The organism is Thermaurantiacus sp. (assembly GCF_053487655.1).
In genome coordinates this window covers 21,409-41,027 of sequence record NZ_JBRCLD010000094.1, presented here as the reverse complement: position 1 = coordinate 41,027, position 19,619 = coordinate 21,409, and the positions used below count along the sequence as shown (strand labels likewise).

Here is a 19,619-nt window from a genome sequence, read left to right as displayed (position 1 = left end):
AGGTCCCAAGGAACCCGAAACCGAGCACACTCGCCAATGCCTGGAAAGTGCCGGTAAGGGTCGCACCACCCGAGCCGCCGGAATAGGTGACAGGCTTGCCACTTGTGGCCTGGAAGAACTGCGCAAACGTGATGGGCGTCACCGCAGCTGCTGGGCTCGCCAGCGCAAGGCCAACACCAGCGAGTGCGGGGACGAGCGATTTGGAACGGAACATCCTCCACCTCCGTTAATCAACCTAATGACACGAGGCCTGCAAGAACCGTGCCAATTCGAAAGGTGGCAGAACCCTCTGAAATGACGAGGGGCGCGCTGGATGGTTGTGACGGAGGTGTAAAAAAACTTGACAGGACGGGTAACGATTTAACAATCTTCAGGTTGGAAGGTCGCCGCGACAGACCTGTCTCGAGCCGTGGCTCAGAAGGCGTTCTTGGGGGCGAGCACGGCAAAGACGGTACGGAAGAGAATGTAGAGGTCGAAACCGACCGACCAGTTCTCGATATAGTGGAGATCGTGCTCCACCCGTTTCTTGAGCTTGTCCTCGGTATCGGTCTCGCCGCGGAAGCCGCAGACCTGGGCCCAGCCGGTCATGCCGGGCTTGACCTTGTGGCGGGCGGCATAGGTCTGGACGACCTCGTGGAACAGCCGGCCGCCGGCCCGGGTCGAGGGCGCGTGGGGCCTGGGGCCGACGAGCGACATGTCCCCCTTGAGCACGTTCAGAAGCTGGGGGAGCTCGTCGATCGAGGTGCGGCGGATGATGGCGCCGACTCGAGTCACGCGCTTGTCGCCGCGGGTTGCCTGGCGGATGCCATCGGTCTCACAAGCATCGTGCGTCATCGAGCGGAACTTGAGCACATTGAACAGGCGGTTGTTGAAGCCCTCGCGCGGCTGGCGGAAGAAGATGGGGCCTGGGCTGTCGAGTTTGATCGCAATCGCCGTGAGCAGAAGAAGGGGCCAGATGACGGCAAGGATGGCAAGCGTGAGCAGGATGTCCTCGGCCCGCTTGATGATGGCGTCCGTCCCCGAGATGGGGCGTTCAAACAGGGTGAGGACTGGCAGATCGCCGAGCAGCACCAGCGGCCGGTGGGCAAATGCGAAGCTTGCAAGGTCGGGCGCGAGCCGGATCCGCACAGGCGTGAGGGCGAGCTTGGCGACCACGCTGCGAATCCGCTCCTCGGCCGACCAAGGCAGCGCGACGATCACCTGGTCAATGAGGCCTTCGCGGATGGCCGCGATGAGATCATCTGAGGTGCCAAACACAGGCAGATCATCGACAACAATCGGCACGCGACCGTCGCGCCGATCGTCAAAGAAGCCAAGCAGCGAGATGGTCAAGCGGTCATTGCCACGGATATAGTGGGCAAGGCGCTGGCCCTGCGCCCCGGCACCGAAGATGACCGCCCGACTGTCGAACACGCCTCGGCGCTTGAGGCGCCGGAGCCAAAGCGTGAGCGCAGCGCGGCTACCGGCCAGCATTACGCCGCCAGTCACAAACCAAGTCACGGCCCAGCCGCGTGAGAATTCGGCCGAGACCTTGAGCAGAAACCCGATCGTAGTCAGGAACAGCGCGACCATGCCCCAGCTTGTGAAGAGCCGCTGCCAGGCCCGGCGAAGGGAGAACTGGGCATCGAGATCATAGGTGCCGACGATCTCGGCGATGAGCCCGAAGAGGAGGCCACCGCCGAGAATCACACGCAGATAGTCGGCGAGAAGGGAGGCCGGGATCACCTCGCCCCACAAGTAGAGGGCAATGGCACCGGATGCGAGCACGAGCCCGAACTCGATCAAGCGGATGAGAAACACTACGAAGTCAATCGGAAGCTTCGCTTCCTCAATTGCAGGGACGGGCCGAGCGGCGGCGGCGCCAACAGCAAGTTGCCTATTCATGCCATGCATCGAACGTAACTCGGCAGCGAACCGGCACACCGAGGCGATTCGCTGCAAATCTTGTGCCACCAAAGCCAGGCGAGTTGCGGGCCCCGCCCGTTGCCGCTAGCGAAGCGCTCGGCGGGCAGAGCTGGACCTCGGCCTCCGGAAGGACCGGACGGAAAGGACAGGGAGGGATGGAAACCATCTACGACTGGGCGACGGTTGCAATCTTTGCTGGCCTTATCGTCCTTTTTCTGCAGCGATCCGTCGGCCCGGCGCGCGACAGCCTGTGGCAATATCTTGGCGCTTCGGTCGCGCTTGCTGTTCTGAACCAAGTGGGAAATGCCGCGATCGATCAAGACAATATGCTCTACCATGTGGTTGCCGCTGGCGGAATTGCAGCCGTGGTCGCCTTCATCGTCGTCGTGCTCAAGCCCTTCACGGACTTTCGGGACTGACGCCAGCCCGCCGCCCGAGGCACTCTTGCGCACGACGCGCCTTGCCTCCGTGTCAGCTCCGCCCTCGCTCATGCTTTTTGCTCGACTGCACGCGCCATCGGGCGGCCAACCAGGGCCACAAGCGATGCATCCGACACCGAAGAGAGGAGAAGGCGGGCAAATTCCTCAAGGGCTTGGAAGACCTCTGGCGTGGGATCGCCGACGGTCGACATCCGGACCAGCACGCCATCGGCAATCAGGCCCTGCATCTCGGTCCTGAGCTTCATGAGCCGTTGCTCGTTGTTGCTGGTCGGAAGGAGGTCTCCCAATCGCGTCCAGTAGAGGATGGGTTCGATGCGCTCGTTGGCGCGTGCCGTGAGCGCCCGCATCGGCACCCGCCCCCCGCCGACTTGCACCTCGACTCGCTCGGACCGATCGATCGAAAAGCCCACAGCGCGGTAGCATACCTCCGGCCGGTGGAGCTGGAGAAGGTCGCTCTGGACGCTGCCAAAGGCGATAACGAGCATGACAGGAATGACATCCTTGCCGGTATAGAGCCGCGAGAGCTGCTGATCATATAAAGTGGCAGCAAGGCTGCCCTCGCGCGGCTCGGGCAGGACAAAGTCATTGGAGGGCGTCACGACCCATGGCCCGATGCGTTCGGGAATTACATCCTCAAGGCGTTTGTCCCCAAGCAGGTTCAACCGGTTGCGTGGCTTCAGCGCCCATGCAGCCCCTGCAGCCCCAAGCAGCGGCACGCCGCGCAGAAGATCACGCCGCCGGAGCATCGGAAGATCTCGCAAGAAGGCGCCTGACCGGAGTCAGCAACCCATCGATGAGGAAGATGAGGAGAAGGGCAGAAACAAAGGTAACAATGCCGGCTGCGTCATGGAGATAGCCTTGGGCCATGGCATCGCCCAAATAGTAGGTGATAAGAACGAGGATGATGACCCGGATGACGTTGGCAAGGATCGCAATCGGCAGGACCAGCGCGACAAGCACGAGCGCATAGCGCCACGAGGCGTTATGGAACAGGTAGATATAGAAGAGGCCGATGGCGGTCAGGCTGATGATGGAGTTGAGGCCGGCACAAGCATCTTCGACCAGCAGCTGATACTGGGCAATGTAGAGTGTGACACCAACCTGGACGATGGGATAGCCAACGGCCTGGAGCAGGCGCGTGACAATATCGGATACGAGATATTTGAGCGGAAGCGTGATCGAATCGAGCAGCCAGCCGGGAAGCGGCACGGCAAAGCCGAGGTAGAGGATCGGGAACCATAGCTTGCGAAGCATGCGCCAGCCGATCAGGCTGTAGGCGATCGCGATCCCGGCAATGTAAAGGGCGCCAACCTCGAGAACGAGAAACCCGTAGGCCCGCCCGAAAACATAGATGGCAGCCGCCACAAGGAGAACGAGGAAGGAGAGCCAGAAGCTGCCCGGCACGGCCTCCCGGCGGATCTCATCGGCCCGCCGCCAGATGAGCCATAGTCCGGTTGCAAGAACGATCGGGCCATGGACACCTTCCTCGCGCGTCCAGCTCTGCGTGGCAACCGCAACGAGGGTCGGGATGCCGACAGCCAAAAGCCCAAGCATGAATACAGGATTGCGGGCAGCAACGCCCTTCAGCCCGTCATCAACCCGAAAATGTGCAACTTGCATCGCCCGCCCCCGAAGAGAGGTGGTTGGTCGCCGGTCGGATCAGGGGTCGGCGTAATTGTTGAGAACCGAGCCAACCAACGTCGCCCGTGCTGCCGCCAGCTGTGAGGCCAGTGCCTGAACATCCTTGACGAACGCCGTGTCGCGGCGCGCCACCACGAGGGCGTAACCAAGAACCCCGGCCACGGTCAGCGCATCCGCATTCTCGTTGGTCGCAGGCGTGTCGAAGATGGCGACATCGAACTCCCGCAACACGATGTCTACACCAGCGCGGAACCGGGCACCGGAGAGAAGCTCCTGTGGGCGGGCGACTGGCGGCCCCGCTGGAATGATCGAGAGGTTCGGAAGAACATTGGGATAGATGACCCGCTCTGGCCGATTGGCCTGCAGGGCGAGATAGGATGTGAGGCCCGGCCCGCTCGGATCAATGCCAAAGATGGCGTCGATCCGCGGGTTGCGGAGATTGGCATCGACCAGCAGGGTCTTGTAGCCGACTTGGGACAGGGCTGCGGCAAGATTGGCCGAAATATAGGTCGCCCCCGACCCATCGACGGCAGCGCAGACAGCGAGCGCCCGGCGCCCTGCACTCACATGCTGGGAGATGAGCTGGGTGCGCAGCAGCCGGATCGCCTCGGCCCGCGGGCTGGCCGGATCGGAGAGGACGACCAGTTCATCCGAGACTTCCGATGACGGCGCAAGGCTAAGCGCAAGGCTCCCCTCGAGCTGGGCCCGCGCCTCGGCCACATCCTCAGGCGTTGCCAGCGCCAGATCGACTGCAGCTCGGTCGAAATCGAGCCCCGTGCGCGCCTGATGCTCGGCCACGCGCCGCGCATCCTCGTCTGAGAGCATCCCGGTCTGGAGCAGCGCGTCGCCCATGGGCACAAGCTCGCGTCCGCCCGGCTCCTCGGGTGTCGCCAGAACTTCTGGTGTGTCAGCCATGATCAGATCGCCTGCAGTTCGCTGTCATCGTCGCGGTCGGAGCGGCGCCCGAGCAGGCGGCGCATCTGGAGCCGGAGCGGCGAGGCTGGAGGCATTCCAACCGACACCAGCACGGGCGCACCAGTCGCATAGGCGAGATCTTCAGCCCCACGCACACGGCGCGCGATGAACTCGGCCGCCAGCGCGGCAAGAAGGCCAAGCAGAATCCCGAAGATTCCCGCAAGCGTCATGATGCGCCCCATTTTCGGGTAACTCGGGGTCTGCTCGGCAATCGGGTCACCGAGATAGACCATCGAGGTTTCCGAAACATCGGACTCCATCCGAAGATCCGCCGAGCGGGAGAGCGCGCGCTCATAAAGTGTGCGCCGCAGCTCGACTTCGCGATCGAGCGCCAAGAGCTCATCATAGATCGGCTTTCGCGCCAGAACGATTTGCTGCTGGGCCCGGATATCGGCTTCGAGCTTGGCCAGCGAACCGCGGGCAATGCTGGCGGAAGCGCTCCGGCTGGCCTCCTGCTGGCGATTGACATTGGCCAACTGGGTCTCAATTACACGCTTACGCGCCAGCGCTGCCTTGTAGGCCGGATGCGCAGGGCCAAGCTGCTCGGAAGCGCGCGCAATCTCTTCCTCAATGGCGGCAAGCTGGACTCGAAGCTGGTCGCCTGCGACATTGGGAACGGCCTCGCTCGCAGCTGCAAGGGCCGAGCTGCTCTTGTCGCGCAAGGCTGCTTCCGCCGCTTGCAGAGCCTGGAGCTTCGCCATCTCGACGTCCGGGCTCCCGGGGCCGGCTGTCAGGGTGATATTGTTCGCCTTCATGAAGGCATTGCGGCGCTCTTCGGCCTCCTCGAGCATCTCACGCTCCTTGGCAGCCTGTTCGGCATACCAAGCGCCAGAACGGCCAGCGGCATCGGTCTTGAGCCGAAGCGCCTCCTGCACATAGGCGTCACGAACGGCACCGACGACCTGGCGGGCATATTCGGGCGTGGGGCCTTCGACCCGGATCTCGAAGATGGAAGTCGCGCCGACCTGACCTGCTGAGACACGTTCACTGATCTGGTTGGCAAGCCAGCGGCGAATACCGCCATCTTCCTCCCGGAAGCCGGACTTCTGGTAGGCCGCAATTGTCGCGGGGTCATTGGCCAGCCCAAGCCGGTCGACAACAGCGCCGGTCACGCGCGGATCGCGGACCAATTCGGTCTGGGTAAAAATATAGGGCCTGGCGTCCCGCAAGGTCACGCCCGATCCCGTCACGGGATCCGACTGGCTGGTATCAATGAGAAGCCGGGCCGACGCCGAATAGCGCTTGGGCAGGGCCGATGCGACCAGAGTGGCCACAATGAAGCAGGCAAGCGCCGTGCCGAGCACAAGCCAGCGGCGCGCCCAGAAGATCCGCAGGAACTGAATGAGGTTCACGCCCATTCTCCTTCAAAGCGAACACCAGCGACCGCAAGAGATATGGAGGCAGTCGCAACCCGCCAGCCTGGAGGCCAGCCAGACCCCGCTGCCTTGAAATGCCCGATAGCGCGGTTTTGCATTGGCGTCACCCTTGCCAACTGGTAAATTCGGTCTCGCTTGGATCGCCTGCAGCCTGTCGCCCCGGCGCGGACTGGCGCATGTCAGAAGCCTGCCACGCGCAGCGTGATGACGTCACCGGCCTTGACAGGTGTGTCGACCTTTGCGTCACGAATGCGCTTGCCGTCGCGCTCGAGCTGGAACTTTCGCACATTGCTGCCAGGTGCAGCGCCACCTGCCATGGCGATGACTCGGCCAACCGTCATCCCCTCGAGCAAGGGATAGCCGCCAGGGCGCATCACGCCGCCCATCACATAGACAATCTCGGGCTCAGGGACGACGATGGTCAGGCCGGGCTCAAGCCGGATGTCGGCCGCAGGATCGCCCTTGAGGACCGAGTCGATGCTGATCGTCTGCTCGTCTGCACCGCTGCGCCGAATGATGATCTGGCGCGACCCATCGCCGCGCACCCAGCCCGCCTTCAAGAGAATGTCGAGAAGGGTATAGGGCTGGTCGAGCGGGTAAATGCCCGGCCTCTGGACCTGGCCGACCACCCGGACAGTGCGCGACTGATAGTCGCCGATCTCGACATTGACGACTGGAGACTTGAGAAGGCGCGCATCCGTCAGGCGGCGGCTGACGTCAGCTGCAAGCGAGACAACCGTATGCCCTTCCGCCCGGATCTGGCCGATGAATGGCATCGATATGGTGCCGTCTGGCTTGATCCTGGTGGTAACGTTGAAGCTCTCGTGGCCGAACACCGTGATTGCAACCACGTCCCCAGGGCCGAAGACATAGCCCTCAAAGGTGCCTTGCGGTTTCGCGGCCAAACTGGGCTGGGCTGCAGCCGGTAGAGCAGCGACGGCAGCAGCCAGCGCCAAGACAAGCGCCCAAAAACCCGGGCGCTGCCAACGCCCGGAAGACGATCGAGCCCAGCGCCGAGACGGGAGCCGTTGTGAGGCCGCGGCGGCCGAGGTTCCAGCTTGCAGACGCGTCTCAATCATGATCCACTCCAGTGCGCGAAGATGAAGGCAGGGACAAGTGGCGGCAATGGGAACCAACGGCCGCGCCACCGTTCACTTGCGGCAACGGATGGCGCGCCTTCGGCCGCGGGGCAGCAGGATGGCCGCGGCCTGTCACCGGAAGACAAACCGGAGCGTGCCGGCGACTTGGTCCGAATTCGTCTTGAAGTCGAGGGCCTCGACCTTACGGACCTCGTGGAAATAGTCGAAACCCAAGACCAGTCGCTCGCTGAGGGTGAGATCGGTACCGAAGAAAGCGCGCCGGGTGCTGTCCTCGAAATTCCGAAGGCCACCGACCGGAATGGCCCTTCCGCCCCGGCGATCAAGCTCGGCCAGGTCAACACCGGAGGATAGCGTCACGCGCGGCCGCAGCCGATAGGTGACGGTGCCATTGACAACGCTCTCGATCACGAAGTTGGCAAGGGCATCGCGACCGAGTGATACGCTCCGGCCGGCACTAAGCGCTGCACCCCAGCGGACATCGGCATAGTTCACTCCGAGATTCCCAGTCCAACCCGAGAAATCGTCGGCAAGCGGAGCCTTTGACTTCGTCTTGGTATAGCCGAAGACGCCATTGGCTGCGACCCGGCGAGACAGGCGATAAGTGATGAAGCCCGAAACCCCGACGCTTTCGACTCCGTTGACGTTGCCCGAGGGCGGCGCCTCGCCAGGAGGAGGAAGGCCCGGATCAAGCGGCTGATTGGGGAAGCGTACATCCTGGACGCTGGCCTGAACGCCGACCTGGGCGCGCGCGGAAAGAGCATAGCCGAGCGAGGGTGCGATGCTCCAGAACTCGGAATCATTGAGGCGGACGACGGGCAAACGTTCGCCGCGGAACCGGTTCTTGCCAACCGCGACATTGAGGCCTGGCACCAGCCGGCTTGGCAGGTTGCAACTCCCGCTTGCAGAGAGGATCGTCACTCGGTTGACGGGATTCGTGCGCACGAGCTGATCGGTTGCGCGGACCTCGTTCGTCGACCAGCCTCCGCCCAGGCGGCCGCTGCAGAATGCGCCCGCACGCCAATCCCATCCGCCATCGACTTGGACTCGGTCGGTTTCGCGATCCTCGTTGCGGAGCAGGAGGTTGCGCCCGACACTGGCAGCAAGGGAGAAGGCTTGCCGGTTCACTTGGCGACCAAAGCCGATCAGCGCGAGCGGCGTCACCAGGATGTCGCTTTTGGAATCCCTCGCGCCTGGCGGCAGATCGCCTTCGATGCGAAGGAAATTGTCATCATACCGGGCGTTGACGGAAGCGGCGAGCGTGAAGCCAGTCGCCCGGATGATGCTTGCGCCAAGTCGAGGCAAGGCATCGGCTCCGAAAACCCGCTGCGGGTCGACGACGACGAGCCCAGCCTCGGCTGCGCCTGGCACCGTCGGTGTCAAGCGCGCCCCCGGGCGATTGTCGACCGGCGGCGGGCCGGGCCGGGGCGGAGGCGGCGCGCTGTCAGGCGCATAGGGCGTGGTGCGGACTCCAGGGGGTGCCATCCCCTCGGGTATGGGCACAGGCTCGAAGCTGCGGACCGGGCCGATCGGCTCTGGAAGGACGGGCTTGCTGGTCGCATCCGGCGCGGCTGACGGCTCCGCTTCGGGCTGGCGTTCCGGCTCGGTCGGAGGAGCGGTGCGGGGCTCAGCCGGAGCCGGTGTCACCTGCGCTGGGGCCGGCGTTGCAGCACTGAGCCCGCAGAAAACAGCAGCAAGGGCAAGAGCGCCCGGACCCGTAGCGCCCGGACCCGTGCTTGCTGCCAAGGCCGGAGCCCGGCTCGCCAGGGCATCAAGACCATGTCTGGTGGTCACAATCTTATATCCCCGTATTCTCTCATATCCCCTTATTCTCCCGCACCCTATTTATTCTCCTGCACCCTGGCGCGACCGCCTTAGCCGCATGAGGGCTGGTCAAGCAATGCGTGCCCGAATCATGTTAACCTTTTTGCAACTGGACCGTCAGGGGGGAGGTGTGACAGGCGCCGCGGCCATCCCTTGTGGCCGCCACAGCCGAAGGTGCGGCGCGGTTTGGACGCGGACCGGCTTTGAACACGAAAGGGTTTGTCGCTAGGGACGCGCAAGACGGCTGGAGGATGGACGTGGGCGCATCGCAGGACCGGCACAAGGGAGAGGATCCGAGTGCTCCATCCGCCTCCGGCGGGCTCGGCGGCTTTGCGCGGCGTTCGCTGCGCCGGCTCGCAGGTGGTGAGGCCGAGCCTGCCGCGGCAGTCAGCCGGCTGCCTCGCTTCGCGGTTGCAGCAACGGAAGAGCTCGCCGATGTTCGCCCGGTTGCCGGTCGTGTGCATCCGGAACGAGCGCGGCTTGCCCTTGCGGACGCACTCGCAGCCTCGCAGCCAGTCACCAGTCGCGAGCGCTTCGCTGGCCGCACTGACGTTCTTTCGGATCTCATTTCCGCCATTGAGCAGCAGCGCGCCCATGTTGTGCTCTACGGCGAGCGGGGAATTGGCAAGACCAGCCTTGCCCATGTCTTCGCCGAGACAGCACGCGATGCCCGCTATCTGGTGCTCTATGGCTCCTGCGGAGTGGAAGCTTCGTTCGATGACATGTTCCGGTCGTTTGCAGCCCAGATCCCGCTCCTCTACCATGCCGATGTCTCACCCGTCGCTGATGAGCGCGAGCATCAGCGCAGTTTTGTTGAGCTGGTCGACTCCAATCCGCTTGATCCGCGCAGCCTTGCCGAGCTGTTCGCCCGCATTGTTGGAACTCGAGTGATCCTCATCCTCGATGAATATGACCGGGTGCGCGATCCTGCGTTCCGGCGCGATGTCGCTGAGCTCATCAAGAACCTCTCCGACCGGGCAGCACGAGTCCAGCTCGTGCTGACGGGAGTTGCCTCCAACCTCGATGAGCTGGTGGGGTTTACGCCATCGATCCGGCGCAACATCGTCGGCATCGGTGTCGGGCCGATGGCAGATGCCGACATGGCGTTCATCCTCGACCGGGCGGAGGCGGCAACCGGCCTCATCTTCCTGCCTGATGCGCGCGCGCGTGTGCTCCGCATGGCAGCCGGCTCGCCCTATCTTGTGCGCCTGATCGGCTCCAGGGCAGCGCTGCGCGCGCTCGATGCGCGGCGGGCCGAAGTGACGGCAGAGGACGTGACGGCTGGTACCGAGGCCGTGCTCAGCGAGTGGAGCTCAGGGCTTCCCTCGCGCGTGCAGCGCTTGCTGGCACGTGCCGATGTCCGCGCAGACATGCCGCTTTTGATTGCAGCTGCCAAGGCTTCGGGCACGCCGGAGGGCTGGTTCGCGCCCGAGGATCTTGCCGGTGTGGTCTTGAGCATGGACGGTGCCATGGATGTCGCTGCCATCGCCAGCCGGCTGGCCGCGCTGGCGCGCGAATCGGACTTGTTCGAGGCGCAGGCCGAGACCAGCGATGGACCAAGGGAACAGCGCTACCGCTTTCGCACCCAAGGCGTGGCACAGCTTCTCAACCTTTCGGCAGCGCTTGCCCGGGGCGACAGCTGATGCCGGATGCGAAGACCGGCGCAACCCCTGCCTCCTCTGCGTCCAAGGAAGGTTGCAGCAAGACGCAAGCAACGCCCCAAAGCGACGATCGACGTCTCGAGGCCAGCGTCATCGTCCCTCACCTCAACACGCCCGAGAGGCTCGAGCGGCTGCTCAAGTCCCTTGCCACGCAGGAGCTGCCAGGCGGGCAATTCGAAGTGATCGTGGTCGACAATGGCTCGACGGCGCCGCTCGACGCCCTGCAGGCCCGCTGGCCCGATGTGCGATTCCTCCATTGCCCAACGCGCGGGCCAGGGCCGGCACGGAACATGGGGGTCGCAGCCGCCCGTGCCGACCGGCTTGCCTTCATCGATGCCGACATGCGCGCTGGCCCGGGCTGGCTTGCAGCTGGGCTTGCCGCGCTTGCGCGCACGCCATCGGGCCATGTCGGCGGTGACGTGCGGATCGATGCTATCGACCCGGACCAAATGACCGGGACGGAAGCGTTCGAGGCCGTCTTTGCCTACCGGATGGACCGCTATATTGCCCGTGAAGGCTTTACTGGAACCGGCAACCTGTTCATCACTCGCGCCCTTTTCGAGGCGGCTGGACCGTTCGGCGGTATCGGGACGCAGGAAGACAAGGATTTTGGCCAGCGGGCAACCCGGCTCGGCCGGCCGCCCGTCTTTGCCCCCGATGCCGTGGCCTTTCATCCTGCCCGCAGCTCGCTTGCCGAGATGCGGACCCGCTGGCAGCGGCTTTCGGTGCAGGCGCTCAACAGCCATCTGCGCGATGGTGGCAGTCTTGCTGCCTGGCGGCTGCGGGCGCTTCTGGTGATGGCATCGGGCCTTGGCCATGCCCCCCGCTTACTGCTATCGCCCCGCATCAAGGGTGTGAGGGCGCGGCTGCGCGGGCTTGGCGTGCTCCTTGCGATCCGATGGGTTCGTGGACTGGACATGTTGCGCCATGCCAAATCCGCGGCCATGGGCTGCGAGCCTGGCGCAGAGCAGTGGAACACATGACCATGAACAAGCCAATGCGCCCCGTGGAACTCGACGCTGGCGCGCCCCCCATTCCCTCCTCGCAGCCGACTGTGAGGCTGTGCGTCGTGATGGTAAACTGGAATGGCTGGCGAGACACCATCGAGTGCCTCGAGTCGCTCCTGCGTTCGACGGTCAGGCCCCGCATCATCGTCGTGGACAATGGTTCGGAGAATGGCTCCGTCGAGCGGATCATCGCGTGGGCCTCGGGCGCTGAACCCTATGAGCCGCCGGCCGGTGCACTGCGGCGGCTGACAAATCCCCCCATCGAGAAGCCTGTGACCATCGACGTCGTCGACGTCGCAACTGCAGCCAGCCAGCCACCTGGAGGCGCAGATGTCACGATCATCAAGAGCCCAGAGAACCTCGGCTTTGCCGCCGGCAATAACATCGGCTTGCGGCATGCCCTGCAGGATGCGCGGACCAGCTACTTCTGGTGCCTCAACAATGACACGGTGGTCGAGCCAGGGGCAGTTTCGGCGCTGATCGCCCGGATGGATGCGACCCATAAGGTCGGCATGTGCGGAACCCAGGTGCGCTATTATCACCGGCCCGGCCATTGGCAGTGCCTCAACGGCAGCCGCTTCCGGCTCTTGACGGGCATGAGCCGGGGGATCGGCCGCGACGTGCCGGTAACCCGCCAGTTCAACCCGCGCACGGTTGCAGAAGAGACCGATTTCGTGCTCGGCGCCTCGCTGTGTGCAAGCCGCGCCTTTCTTGAGACCGTCGGGCTCATGGAGGAGAGCTATTTCCTCTACTTCGAGGAGATGGACTGGGCAGTCAGGAACCGCGGCCGGTTCGCGACCGCCTTTGCCCACGGCGCCATCATCTACCACAAGGAGGGCGGCTCTCTGGGGTCGTCTTCGCGCAAGGGCAGGCGCACGCCGATGGCCGAATATTATCTGATGCGCAGCCGAATCAAATTCTACCGGCGTCACTTTCCGCTGCTTTGGCCGCTGCAATATCCGCTAAGCGTGGCACTCATCCTGCGCCGGCTGTGGCGCCGGCAGCCGGAAAAGGCGGCAACCATGGTGCGCGCCATGCTCGGGCTTCGCCGCGTCTGAGGCCGGGACGCCCGCCAAGGCCCAAGATCGCGCACGCTGGATGACAACAAACTCACAGCATCCGAAAGGACAGGACATGACGGGGATCATCGGAGGCAAGAGCAAGAAGGGCCCTGGCGGCGCTGTGCGCACTCCACTGCTGGCATCCGCCTTGGCGCTGCTGCTTGCTGCCTGTGGCGATGGAAAGACGGGCGGCGGCGACCCGCCGTCTGGCCAGGTCGTCGCCCGGCTCGATGGCACCGACATCACGCTTCTTGAAGTGAACGCCGAACTGGCCGGCGCCAATATCCCGCCAGAGATGAGTCGGCGTGACGCCGAGATCGCGGCACTCCAGCAAATCATCAGCCGACGGGCGCTCATGCAGGCCGCACGTGAGCGCAAGCTCGACCAGTCGCCCCAGTTCAAGCTGCAGGAGCGGCGCGCCACCGAGCAGCTTTTGGCGCAGGCGTTCGCATCGGAGATTGCAGCGAAGATCTCGCAGCCGACACGCGAGGATGTGGACAAGTTTATCGCCGAGAACCCGGACTTGTTCGACAAGCGCAAGATCTGGGAAGTTGACCAGATCCGCTTCATGCGCCCAGCCCAGCTCGAGAAGCTGCCTTTGGCCACTGTCAAGACGATGGAGGGCGTGGAGCAGGTCCTGAGCGAGGCGGGAATCGAGTTTCAGCGCGGCCCGAACCGGTTGGATGCGCTCGGCGCCAATCCGGAGTTCGTCCGCGCCATCGCCAAGCTGCTTACGGAAAAGCCAGGTGAGCTGTTCATGTTCCCGCAGCCGGTTCCAGGCGGGCAGATGATGCTGGTAAACCAAGTGCGTAACACGATCGTGCAGCCGTTTACGGGCGAGCGGGCTCGCTCTGCTGCGACCGAACTTCTGCGCAACCTCCGAGTGCAAGAGGCGCTCCGGAAAGAAGTCGAGAGCCTGGTGAAGGCGGCGCGCGAGCGCGTGACCTATCAGGAGGGGTATGCACCCAAGGAGCCCCCCGCTGCGCCAGAACCGGAGAAGGTGCTTGCCCCCCCGGCAACCGGCGAAGCTGCGGCGCCAGCACCTGCGCCAGGCCCCGCTGCGGCCATGCCGGCGGGCAACTGATCCAGGCGGCGGGTTCCGGGTGCAGGGGCCACCTGCAACCCGCCGTCCCCAGCCCAAGGTGCAATGAAAGACCGCCATGGCGCGCCCGCTCAAGATCGGCCTCATCTGGCACAGCGACAACAGCGCCAACCTCGGGGTCGGCGCACTGACCGTCAGCAATATCGCGCTGCTTCAGGACGCTGCCGCACGGGCGGGAGTGGAAGCCCGTTTCGAGCTCTTCAAGTTTCGTGATTCCGGCGCACCCTATGTGACCGGCTTCCAAGCGATACACCCGATCGACTCCCGCTACCTCTCGTCCCCCCGGGGATTCTTCACCGATGTACGCCGGCTCGATGCCCTGTTCGACATTGGCGGCGGCGACAGCTTCACGGACATCTACCCCGACCGTCGCTTCCTCTTCATCCTGCTGTCGAAGGTCCTCGCAATCGCCGCCGGCACGCCGCTCATCCTCTCGCCCCAGACCATCGGACCGTTCTCGCGCCAGCCCCACCGGTCGGCTGCAGCCTGGACCATGGGCCGGGCGAGGGCAGTGTTCACCCGCGACCCGCTGAGCCTTGATGCTGCCCGCGCCCTGGCCCCAGGAGCCCGGTTGTTCGGGGCTGTCGATGTGGCCTTTGCCCTCCCCTTCACGCCGGCACCCAGGGGTCCTGGCAGGCGTGTCGGCCTCAATGTCTCGGGGCTGCTCTATGCCGGCGGGTACACCGGCAGGAACGAGTTCGGGCTCGGGCTCGACTACCGGGACTATACCCACCGGCTCATCGAGGCCCTGCTCGCGCGTGGCGATGTCCGGGTCGAGCTGGTCAAGCATGTTTTCGCCCATGGCAATTCGAGCGAGGACGACCCCGCCGTCGCCCGGGCGCTGGCGGCGCGCTATCCCGGGCTCGTCGAAGCCCCCGACTTTGCCTCGCCATCGGAGGCGAAGTCCTACATTTCCGGCCTCGATTTCCTGGTCGGCGCGCGGATGCACGCAACCATTGCCGCCTTCTCGGCTGGCGTTCCCGTGGTGCCGGTCAGCTACAGCCGAAAGTTCGAGGGACTGTTCGGCGGGCTTGGCTACCGCTGGCTGGTGCCGGCAAAGGGCATGTCGACCGACGAGGCCCTGGCCTTCACGGTCGATGCGCTCGACCGGCGGGACGAGGTTGCAGCCGACATCGGGGCCGCCGCCGCGCGGGTGCGCGAAGGGCTCGAAACCTACGTGGGTTTTGTTGCCGGGCTGTTCGCCGATCTGGCCCGCAGCGTGCGTTCGCCATGACCGAGCCAGAAAGCGGCTTTTGTCCCCAGTTTGGCCCATGCTAAGAGCCTCCGCAATGCGTGCGACGGCCGTCCACCCCCGGAGACCCTGATGCCCGTTCTCGAGACCCTGCAGCTTTCCGACGATGTCGTCGCGCTCGATGTCGCGCAGGCGAGCGCGGCCGGGGCGGCGCTCCACGATCGCTACGTCGCCGCCGACCCGTTTCCGAGCATCGTCCTCGACGACTTTTTCGCCCCCGACGTGCTGCGGCCGCTCTTGGCCGAATGGCCGGCCGCTGGCGCCGGCAAAAGCTATGACCGCGCCCAGGAGCGGCTGAAATATGAGTGGCAGCCCAAGGACATCCGCACGCCCCGGCTGCGCGCCTTTCTGGCCGAGATGAACGGCGAGCCGATGCTCCGCTTTCTCGAGGCGCTGACGGGAATTCCGAAGCTCATCGCCGACCCCTATTATGTGGGCGGCGGGCTGCACGAAACCAGGCCGGGCGGACATCTCTCGATCCACGCCGACTTCAATGTCCGCAAGGGCATGAATGTCATCCGCCGGCTCAACCTCCTCGTTTACCTCAACGACGACTGGGACGAGCGCTGGGGCGGCCATCTGGAGCTGTGGACGCGGGACATGAAGGAGCGACGTGCCCAGATCGCCCCGATCATGGGCCGCGCGGTCATCTTCAACACCGACCTCGACAGCTTCCACGGTGTGCCCGACCCGCTGGCGTGCCCGCCGGACCGGTCGCGCAAGTCGCTCGCGCTCTACTATTATACGGCGCCCGAAGAGGGCATCCGCAACGTGCCCGTGCGCACCACCGTGTTCAAGCCGCGGCCGGGCACCGCCGACCGCCCGGACCGCGAAGTGGCGAGGCGACATTTCATCCACGACTGGGTGCCGCCCGCCCTGCTGCGCATGGTTGCCCGGCACGGATAACTACAGGCCCGACAGAACACACCCCATGACACGACGCGGCATCATCTTGGCCGGCGGCTCCGGCACGCGCCTCTACCCGCTGACGAAACCGGTCTCGAAACAGCTGATGCCGGTCTATGACAAGCCGATGATCTACTACCCGCTCTCGGTCCTGATGCTGGCTGGGGTCAGGGAAATTTTGGTCATCACCACGCCGCATGACCGGCCCGCCTTCGAAGCCCTGCTGGGGGACGGACAGCAGTGGGGCCTCGCACTCAGCTATGCAGTGCAGCCGCAGCCAGGAGGCTTGGCACAGGCCTATCTTATCGGCGCGGATTTCGTGCGGACTGAGCCCTCAGTGCTGATTTTGGGCGACAATATTTTCTACGGTCATGGCCTCCCCGACCTGCTTCGGGAAGCGTCGCAGCGCCTGCATGGCGCAAGCGTGTTCGGCTACCAGGTGAAGAATCCGTCCGACTATGGCGTCGTCAGCTTCGGCGCCGACGGCCGCGCCGAGACGATCGAGGAGAAGCCCCGGGAGCCCAAGAGCAACTTCGCCGTCACTGGCCTCTATTTCTATGATGGGCGGGCGGTCGACTATGCCCACGCCCTCACGCCGTCCGCGCGCGGCGAACTCGAGATCACGGACTTGAACCGCAAATATCTCGAAGCCGGTGACCTTCATGTCGCGCTCATGGGGCGGGGCTTTGCCTGGCTCGACACGGGAACGCACGCAAGCCTACTCGATGCCGCCCTCTATGTGCGGATCGTCGAGGAGCGACAGGGGCTCAAGATCTGCTGTCCAGAGGAAATCGCCTGGCGGCAGGGGTTCATCACAACGGAGGAGCTGCTGCGGCTGGCGGAGCCGCTCAGGAAATCGGGCTATGGCGAGTATCTGCTCCGGCAGGTGGAGCGCCGCGCGTGATCATCGAAAGCCTCGATCTGCCGGATGTCAAGCGCATCCGGCCACGAATCCATGGTGACTCGCGTGGCTTCTTTCTTGAGACGTTCAATGCCCGGGCTTTCGCAGATGCCGGCCTGCCGACGACATGGGTACAGGACAACCACAGCCGCTCGACCCGCGGCGTCCTGCGCGGGCTCCACTACCAGCTGCACGCGCCGCAAGGAAAGCTGGTCCGGGTGGCGCGAGGCCGCGTCTTCGATGTCGCGGTCGATATCCGCAAGAGCTCACCAAGTTTCGGCCGCTGGGCCGGCGCCATCCTGACCGAGGAAGGGCAGGAGATGCTCTGGATTCCGCCTGGCTTCGCACACGGCTTCCTGGTGCTCTCCGATGTCGCCGATTTTCTCTACAAGTGCACGACTCTCTGGCACCAGCCGAGCGACCGCGGGATCCGCTGGGATGATCCCGAAATCGGGATCGAATGGCCGCTCGATGGCCCCGCGGGTGCGCGCATGTCCCCCCAGCTATCCCCGAAGGACGCCGCAGCACCGCTGCTCGCTGATGCGGAGGTCTTTCCTTGAGGGTGCTGGTGACGGGAGGCAGCGGCCAGCTCGGACGCGCGCTGGCAGCAGCCGCGGCGCCAGACGTCGCGCTCATTGCGCCCCCCAAAGCTGACTTCGACATCACCGACCGCAGAGCCATGGCCCGCATAATCGCCGAAGTGGCACCCGACGTCCTCATCAATGCTGCTGCCTACACGGCAGTCGACCGGGCCGAGCGCGAGCCAGAGCAGGCCATGCTGGTCAATGGCACGGCACCCGGCTGGCTGGCGGAGGCAGCCCAGGCTGCCGGAGCAGCCTTTGTCCATGTCTCAACCGACTTCGTGTTCGACGGGGCGCGCGGCAGCCCCTACCCGCCCGATGCCCTCCCCTCCCCGCTCAGCGTCTATGGCGCGACCAAGCGGGCCGGGGAGGAAGCGGTCCTTGCCGCGCACCCCGATGCGCTGGTGGTGCGCACCGCCTGGGTCTATGCTGCCGAAGGGCAGAATTTCGTGCGCACCATGCTGCGTCTTCTGGCCGAACGCGATGAAGTGCGCGTGGTGGCCGACCAGGTGGGATCGCCAACCCATGCAGCAAGCCTCGCCCGGGCCCTCCTCGCCTTGGTGCGGGCGGGAGCAACGGGAGTCCAGCACTGGACCGACGCCGGAGTGGCGTCCTGGTATGATTTTGCCATTGCAATCCGCGAGGAAGCGCTGGCACGCTGGCTGCTGGCCCATGCGGCCCCCGTTGTCCCCATCAGGACAGCAGACTATCCAACCGCAGCAAAGCGACCATCCTGTTCTGTCCTCGACTGTTCGGCGGCGCGGGCGTGCATTGGGCTGCCTGCCCACTGGCGCGAGGAACTTCGCGTTGCCCTCGACATGATCGTGACTGGGCGGGCAGCGTGATCGCCGCGCGGGCCGGTTGAGGCGCTGGTGCGCGCGCAGCGCATCCGTCGCCTTCTGGTCAGGCTCCGGCGGAACCGGCTGTCGCTTTCCGTGGCAGGCGCGCTCCTCGTGGTGGTGATTGCGGCAACTGCGCTCGGCCATTTGCTGCGGGAGCTCAACTGGGCCGAAGTTGGAACAGCGCTCGGTCAGATTTCAGCCGGACAGTTTCTGGCTGCCCTGGTGCTGACGGCACTCAGCTACCTTCTGCTTGCAGGCTACGACCTGCTGGCGCTTGCAGCGATGGGCCAGCAGCTGCCCTGGTGGCGGTGTGCGCTTGGCGCCTTCTCCGCCTACAGCTTCAGCCACAACCTCGGGTTTGCACCCATAACTGCCGGTGCTGCGCGCTGGCGAGCCTATGCGGGAACCGGGCTTTCCGCCGCCGACATCGCCCGTATCGTGGTGATCGCCGGCGTGACCTACTGGCTGGGCATCTTCCTGCTACTTGGCCTGTTTCTCATCACGCATCGCGGCGCGCTCCGGATCGATGACATGACGGTGTCGCACCCCTTGCAAGTGATGCTGGGAGCACTCGTGCTTGGCGCGATTCTGCTCTACCTCTTCGCTTGCACCCGGCAGCGGGGGCCGCTCACGCTTCTGGGTTGGCGGCTTCCGGTGCCAACACTCCCGCAGGCCTTGCTCCAGTTCCTGCTAGCGGCGGCTGATATCGCTCTTGCCAGCGCTGCCCTCCTGGTGCTGCTGCCGACGCATGTCTGGGGGCATTATCCGCAACTGCTGGTTGCCTATGTGGTGGCCGTCGTCGTCGCGCTCATCACCCATGCGCCAGGCGGCCTTGGCGTGTTTGAGGCCGTCATGCTCGTCACGCTTCCGGCCATTGACCGGCCGGAGCTGGTCTCGGCGCTCCTCCTCTACCGCCTCATCTATTATTGGCTGCCATTCGGGACAGCCGTGCTGTTGCTGGGCGGGCGCGAGGCGCTCCGTTTTCGCGCCACGCCGTTCACGCCCCATAAAGAGCTACCGGATTAGCGGCTTCTCGTCTCTGACCCCC

19 protein-coding genes are annotated in these 19,619 nt (G+C 64.8%); 11 read left to right on the top strand and 8 right to left on the bottom strand.

The features are described 5' to 3' along the window. Both ACWIQA_RS09335 and ACWIQA_RS09330 read right to left on the bottom strand, forming a co-directional pair. On the bottom strand, positions 1–214 hold a 214-nt coding region (locus tag ACWIQA_RS09335), incomplete at its 3' end, for a hypothetical protein (RefSeq protein WP_448582801.1). Positions 215–414: 200 nt separating this feature from the next. Then, the gene (locus tag ACWIQA_RS09330; RefSeq protein ID WP_448582800.1) at positions 415–1,884 is read right to left on the bottom strand and encodes an undecaprenyl-phosphate glucose phosphotransferase; all 1,470 of its coding nucleotides are present in this window, start codon (positions 1,882–1,884) and stop codon (positions 415–417) included. A gap of 176 nt (positions 1,885–2,060) precedes the next feature. On the opposite strand from ACWIQA_RS09330, the gene ACWIQA_RS09325 reads away from it, so the two are divergent. After that, complete coding sequence (locus tag ACWIQA_RS09325; RefSeq protein ID WP_448582799.1) at positions 2,061–2,324, top strand: XrtV sorting system accessory protein; 264 nt, start codon at positions 2,061–2,063, stop codon at positions 2,322–2,324. 68 nt (positions 2,325–2,392) lie between these two features. On the opposite strand, the gene epsI is transcribed toward ACWIQA_RS09325, so the two are convergent. From epsI to ACWIQA_RS09295, 6 genes are all read right to left on the bottom strand, one after another. Beyond that, positions 2,393–3,106 carry an exosortase-associated protein EpsI, V-type gene (gene epsI, locus ACWIQA_RS09320; RefSeq protein WP_448582798.1) on the bottom strand — a complete coding sequence of 238 codons (714 nt, stop codon included), beginning with the start codon at positions 3,104–3,106 and terminating at the stop codon, positions 2,393–2,395. Further along, positions 3,075–3,965 carry an exosortase V gene (xrtV, locus tag ACWIQA_RS09315; protein ID WP_448582797.1) on the bottom strand — a complete coding sequence of 297 codons (891 nt, stop codon included), beginning with the start codon at positions 3,963–3,965 and terminating at the stop codon, positions 3,075–3,077. The genes epsI and xrtV overlap by 32 nt, the downstream gene beginning before the upstream one ends. Positions 3,966–4,004: 39 nt before the next feature. Continuing rightward, the gene (locus tag ACWIQA_RS09310) at positions 4,005–4,901 is read right to left on the bottom strand and encodes a CpsD/CapB family tyrosine-protein kinase (protein WP_448582796.1); all 897 of its coding nucleotides are present in this window, start codon (positions 4,899–4,901) and stop codon (positions 4,005–4,007) included. Positions 4,902–4,903: 2 nt separating this feature from the next. Next, positions 4,904–6,313: a GumC family protein gene (locus ACWIQA_RS09305; protein ID WP_448582795.1), complete on the bottom strand. Its 1,410-nt coding sequence runs from the start codon at positions 6,311–6,313 to the stop codon at positions 4,904–4,906. Between the two features lie 203 nt (positions 6,314–6,516). After that, complete coding sequence (locus ACWIQA_RS09300; protein WP_448582794.1) at positions 6,517–7,293, bottom strand: SLBB domain-containing protein; 777 nt, start codon at positions 7,291–7,293, stop codon at positions 6,517–6,519. 255 nt (positions 7,294–7,548) lie between these two features. Next, complete coding sequence (locus ACWIQA_RS09295) at positions 7,549–9,081, bottom strand: hypothetical protein (protein ID WP_448582793.1); 1,533 nt, start codon at positions 9,079–9,081, stop codon at positions 7,549–7,551. A gap of 434 nt (positions 9,082–9,515) precedes the next feature. Here ACWIQA_RS09295 and ACWIQA_RS09290 point away from each other — a divergent pair, with 434 nt between their 5' ends. From ACWIQA_RS09290 to ACWIQA_RS09245, 10 genes are all read left to right on the top strand, one after another. After that, positions 9,516–10,901 carry an AAA family ATPase gene (locus ACWIQA_RS09290; protein ID WP_448582792.1) on the top strand — a complete coding sequence of 462 codons (1,386 nt, stop codon included), beginning with the start codon at positions 9,516–9,518 and terminating at the stop codon, positions 10,899–10,901. Next, entirely contained in the window at positions 10,901–11,902 is a 1,002-nt protein-coding gene (locus ACWIQA_RS09285) for a glycosyltransferase (protein WP_448582791.1), read from the top strand. The genes ACWIQA_RS09290 and ACWIQA_RS09285 overlap by 1 nt, the downstream gene beginning before the upstream one ends. A 14-nt stretch (positions 11,903–11,916) precedes the next feature. Next, the gene (locus ACWIQA_RS09280; protein WP_448582790.1) at positions 11,917–12,984 is read left to right on the top strand and encodes a glycosyltransferase family 2 protein; all 1,068 of its coding nucleotides are present in this window, start codon (positions 11,917–11,919) and stop codon (positions 12,982–12,984) included. A gap of 76 nt (positions 12,985–13,060) precedes the next feature. Beyond that, positions 13,061–14,071 (top strand): hypothetical protein, encoded by a 1,011-nt coding sequence (locus tag ACWIQA_RS09275; RefSeq protein WP_448582789.1) that lies wholly within the window; start codon positions 13,061–13,063, stop codon positions 14,069–14,071. Positions 14,072–14,147: 76 nt separating this feature from the next. Further along, entirely contained in the window at positions 14,148–15,323 is a 1,176-nt protein-coding gene (locus tag ACWIQA_RS09270; RefSeq protein ID WP_448582788.1) for a polysaccharide pyruvyl transferase family protein, read from the top strand. Positions 15,324–15,413: 90 nt separating this feature from the next. Then, positions 15,414–16,247, top strand: coding sequence for a 2OG-Fe(II) oxygenase (locus tag ACWIQA_RS09265; RefSeq protein WP_448582787.1), 834 nt, complete (start codon positions 15,414–15,416; stop codon positions 16,245–16,247). A 25-nt stretch (positions 16,248–16,272) separates the two neighbouring features. Then, positions 16,273–17,151 (top strand): glucose-1-phosphate thymidylyltransferase RfbA, encoded by an 879-nt coding sequence (rfbA, locus tag ACWIQA_RS09260; RefSeq protein ID WP_448582786.1) that lies wholly within the window; start codon positions 16,273–16,275, stop codon positions 17,149–17,151. Continuing rightward, positions 17,148–17,708, top strand: coding sequence for a dTDP-4-dehydrorhamnose 3,5-epimerase (gene rfbC, locus ACWIQA_RS09255; RefSeq protein WP_448582785.1), 561 nt, complete (start codon positions 17,148–17,150; stop codon positions 17,706–17,708). Before rfbA ends, rfbC begins: the two co-directional genes overlap by 4 nt. Continuing rightward, positions 17,705–18,574 carry a dTDP-4-dehydrorhamnose reductase gene (gene rfbD, locus ACWIQA_RS09250; RefSeq protein WP_448582784.1) on the top strand — a complete coding sequence of 290 codons (870 nt, stop codon included), beginning with the start codon at positions 17,705–17,707 and terminating at the stop codon, positions 18,572–18,574. Before rfbC ends, rfbD begins: the two co-directional genes overlap by 4 nt. Positions 18,575–18,664: 90 nt before the next feature. Further along, a complete protein-coding gene (locus ACWIQA_RS09245; RefSeq protein ID WP_448582783.1) occupies positions 18,665–19,597 on the top strand; it encodes a lysylphosphatidylglycerol synthase domain-containing protein in 933 nt (310 codons plus the stop codon). The last annotated feature ends 22 nt before the right edge of the window (positions 19,598–19,619 follow it).

Excerpts from the sequence above, each read along its gene's own strand:
- ACWIQA_RS09330 (WP_448582800.1), bottom strand. The coding sequence starts at position 1,884 with ATGAATAGGCAACTTGCTGTTGGCGCCGCCGCCGCTCGGCCCGTCCCT.
- ACWIQA_RS09325 (WP_448582799.1), top strand. The coding sequence starts at position 2,061 with ATGGAAACCATCTACGACTGGGCGACGGTTGCAATCTTTGCTGGCCTT.
- xrtV (WP_448582797.1), bottom strand. The coding sequence starts at position 3,965 with ATGCAAGTTGCACATTTTCGGGTTGATGACGGGCTGAAGGGCGTTGCT.
- ACWIQA_RS09310 (WP_448582796.1), bottom strand. The coding sequence starts at position 4,901 with ATGGCTGACACACCAGAAGTTCTGGCGACACCCGAGGAGCCGGGCGGA.
- ACWIQA_RS09285 (WP_448582791.1), top strand. The coding sequence starts at position 10,901 with ATGCCGGATGCGAAGACCGGCGCAACCCCTGCCTCCTCTGCGTCCAAG.
- ACWIQA_RS09280 (WP_448582790.1), top strand. The coding sequence starts at position 11,917 with ATGCGCCCCGTGGAACTCGACGCTGGCGCGCCCCCCATTCCCTCCTCG.
- ACWIQA_RS09275 (WP_448582789.1), top strand. The coding sequence starts at position 13,061 with ATGACGGGGATCATCGGAGGCAAGAGCAAGAAGGGCCCTGGCGGCGCT.
- ACWIQA_RS09270 (WP_448582788.1), top strand. The coding sequence starts at position 14,148 with ATGGCGCGCCCGCTCAAGATCGGCCTCATCTGGCACAGCGACAACAGC.
- ACWIQA_RS09265 (WP_448582787.1), top strand. The coding sequence starts at position 15,414 with ATGCCCGTTCTCGAGACCCTGCAGCTTTCCGACGATGTCGTCGCGCTC.
- rfbA (WP_448582786.1), top strand. The coding sequence starts at position 16,273 with ATGACACGACGCGGCATCATCTTGGCCGGCGGCTCCGGCACGCGCCTC.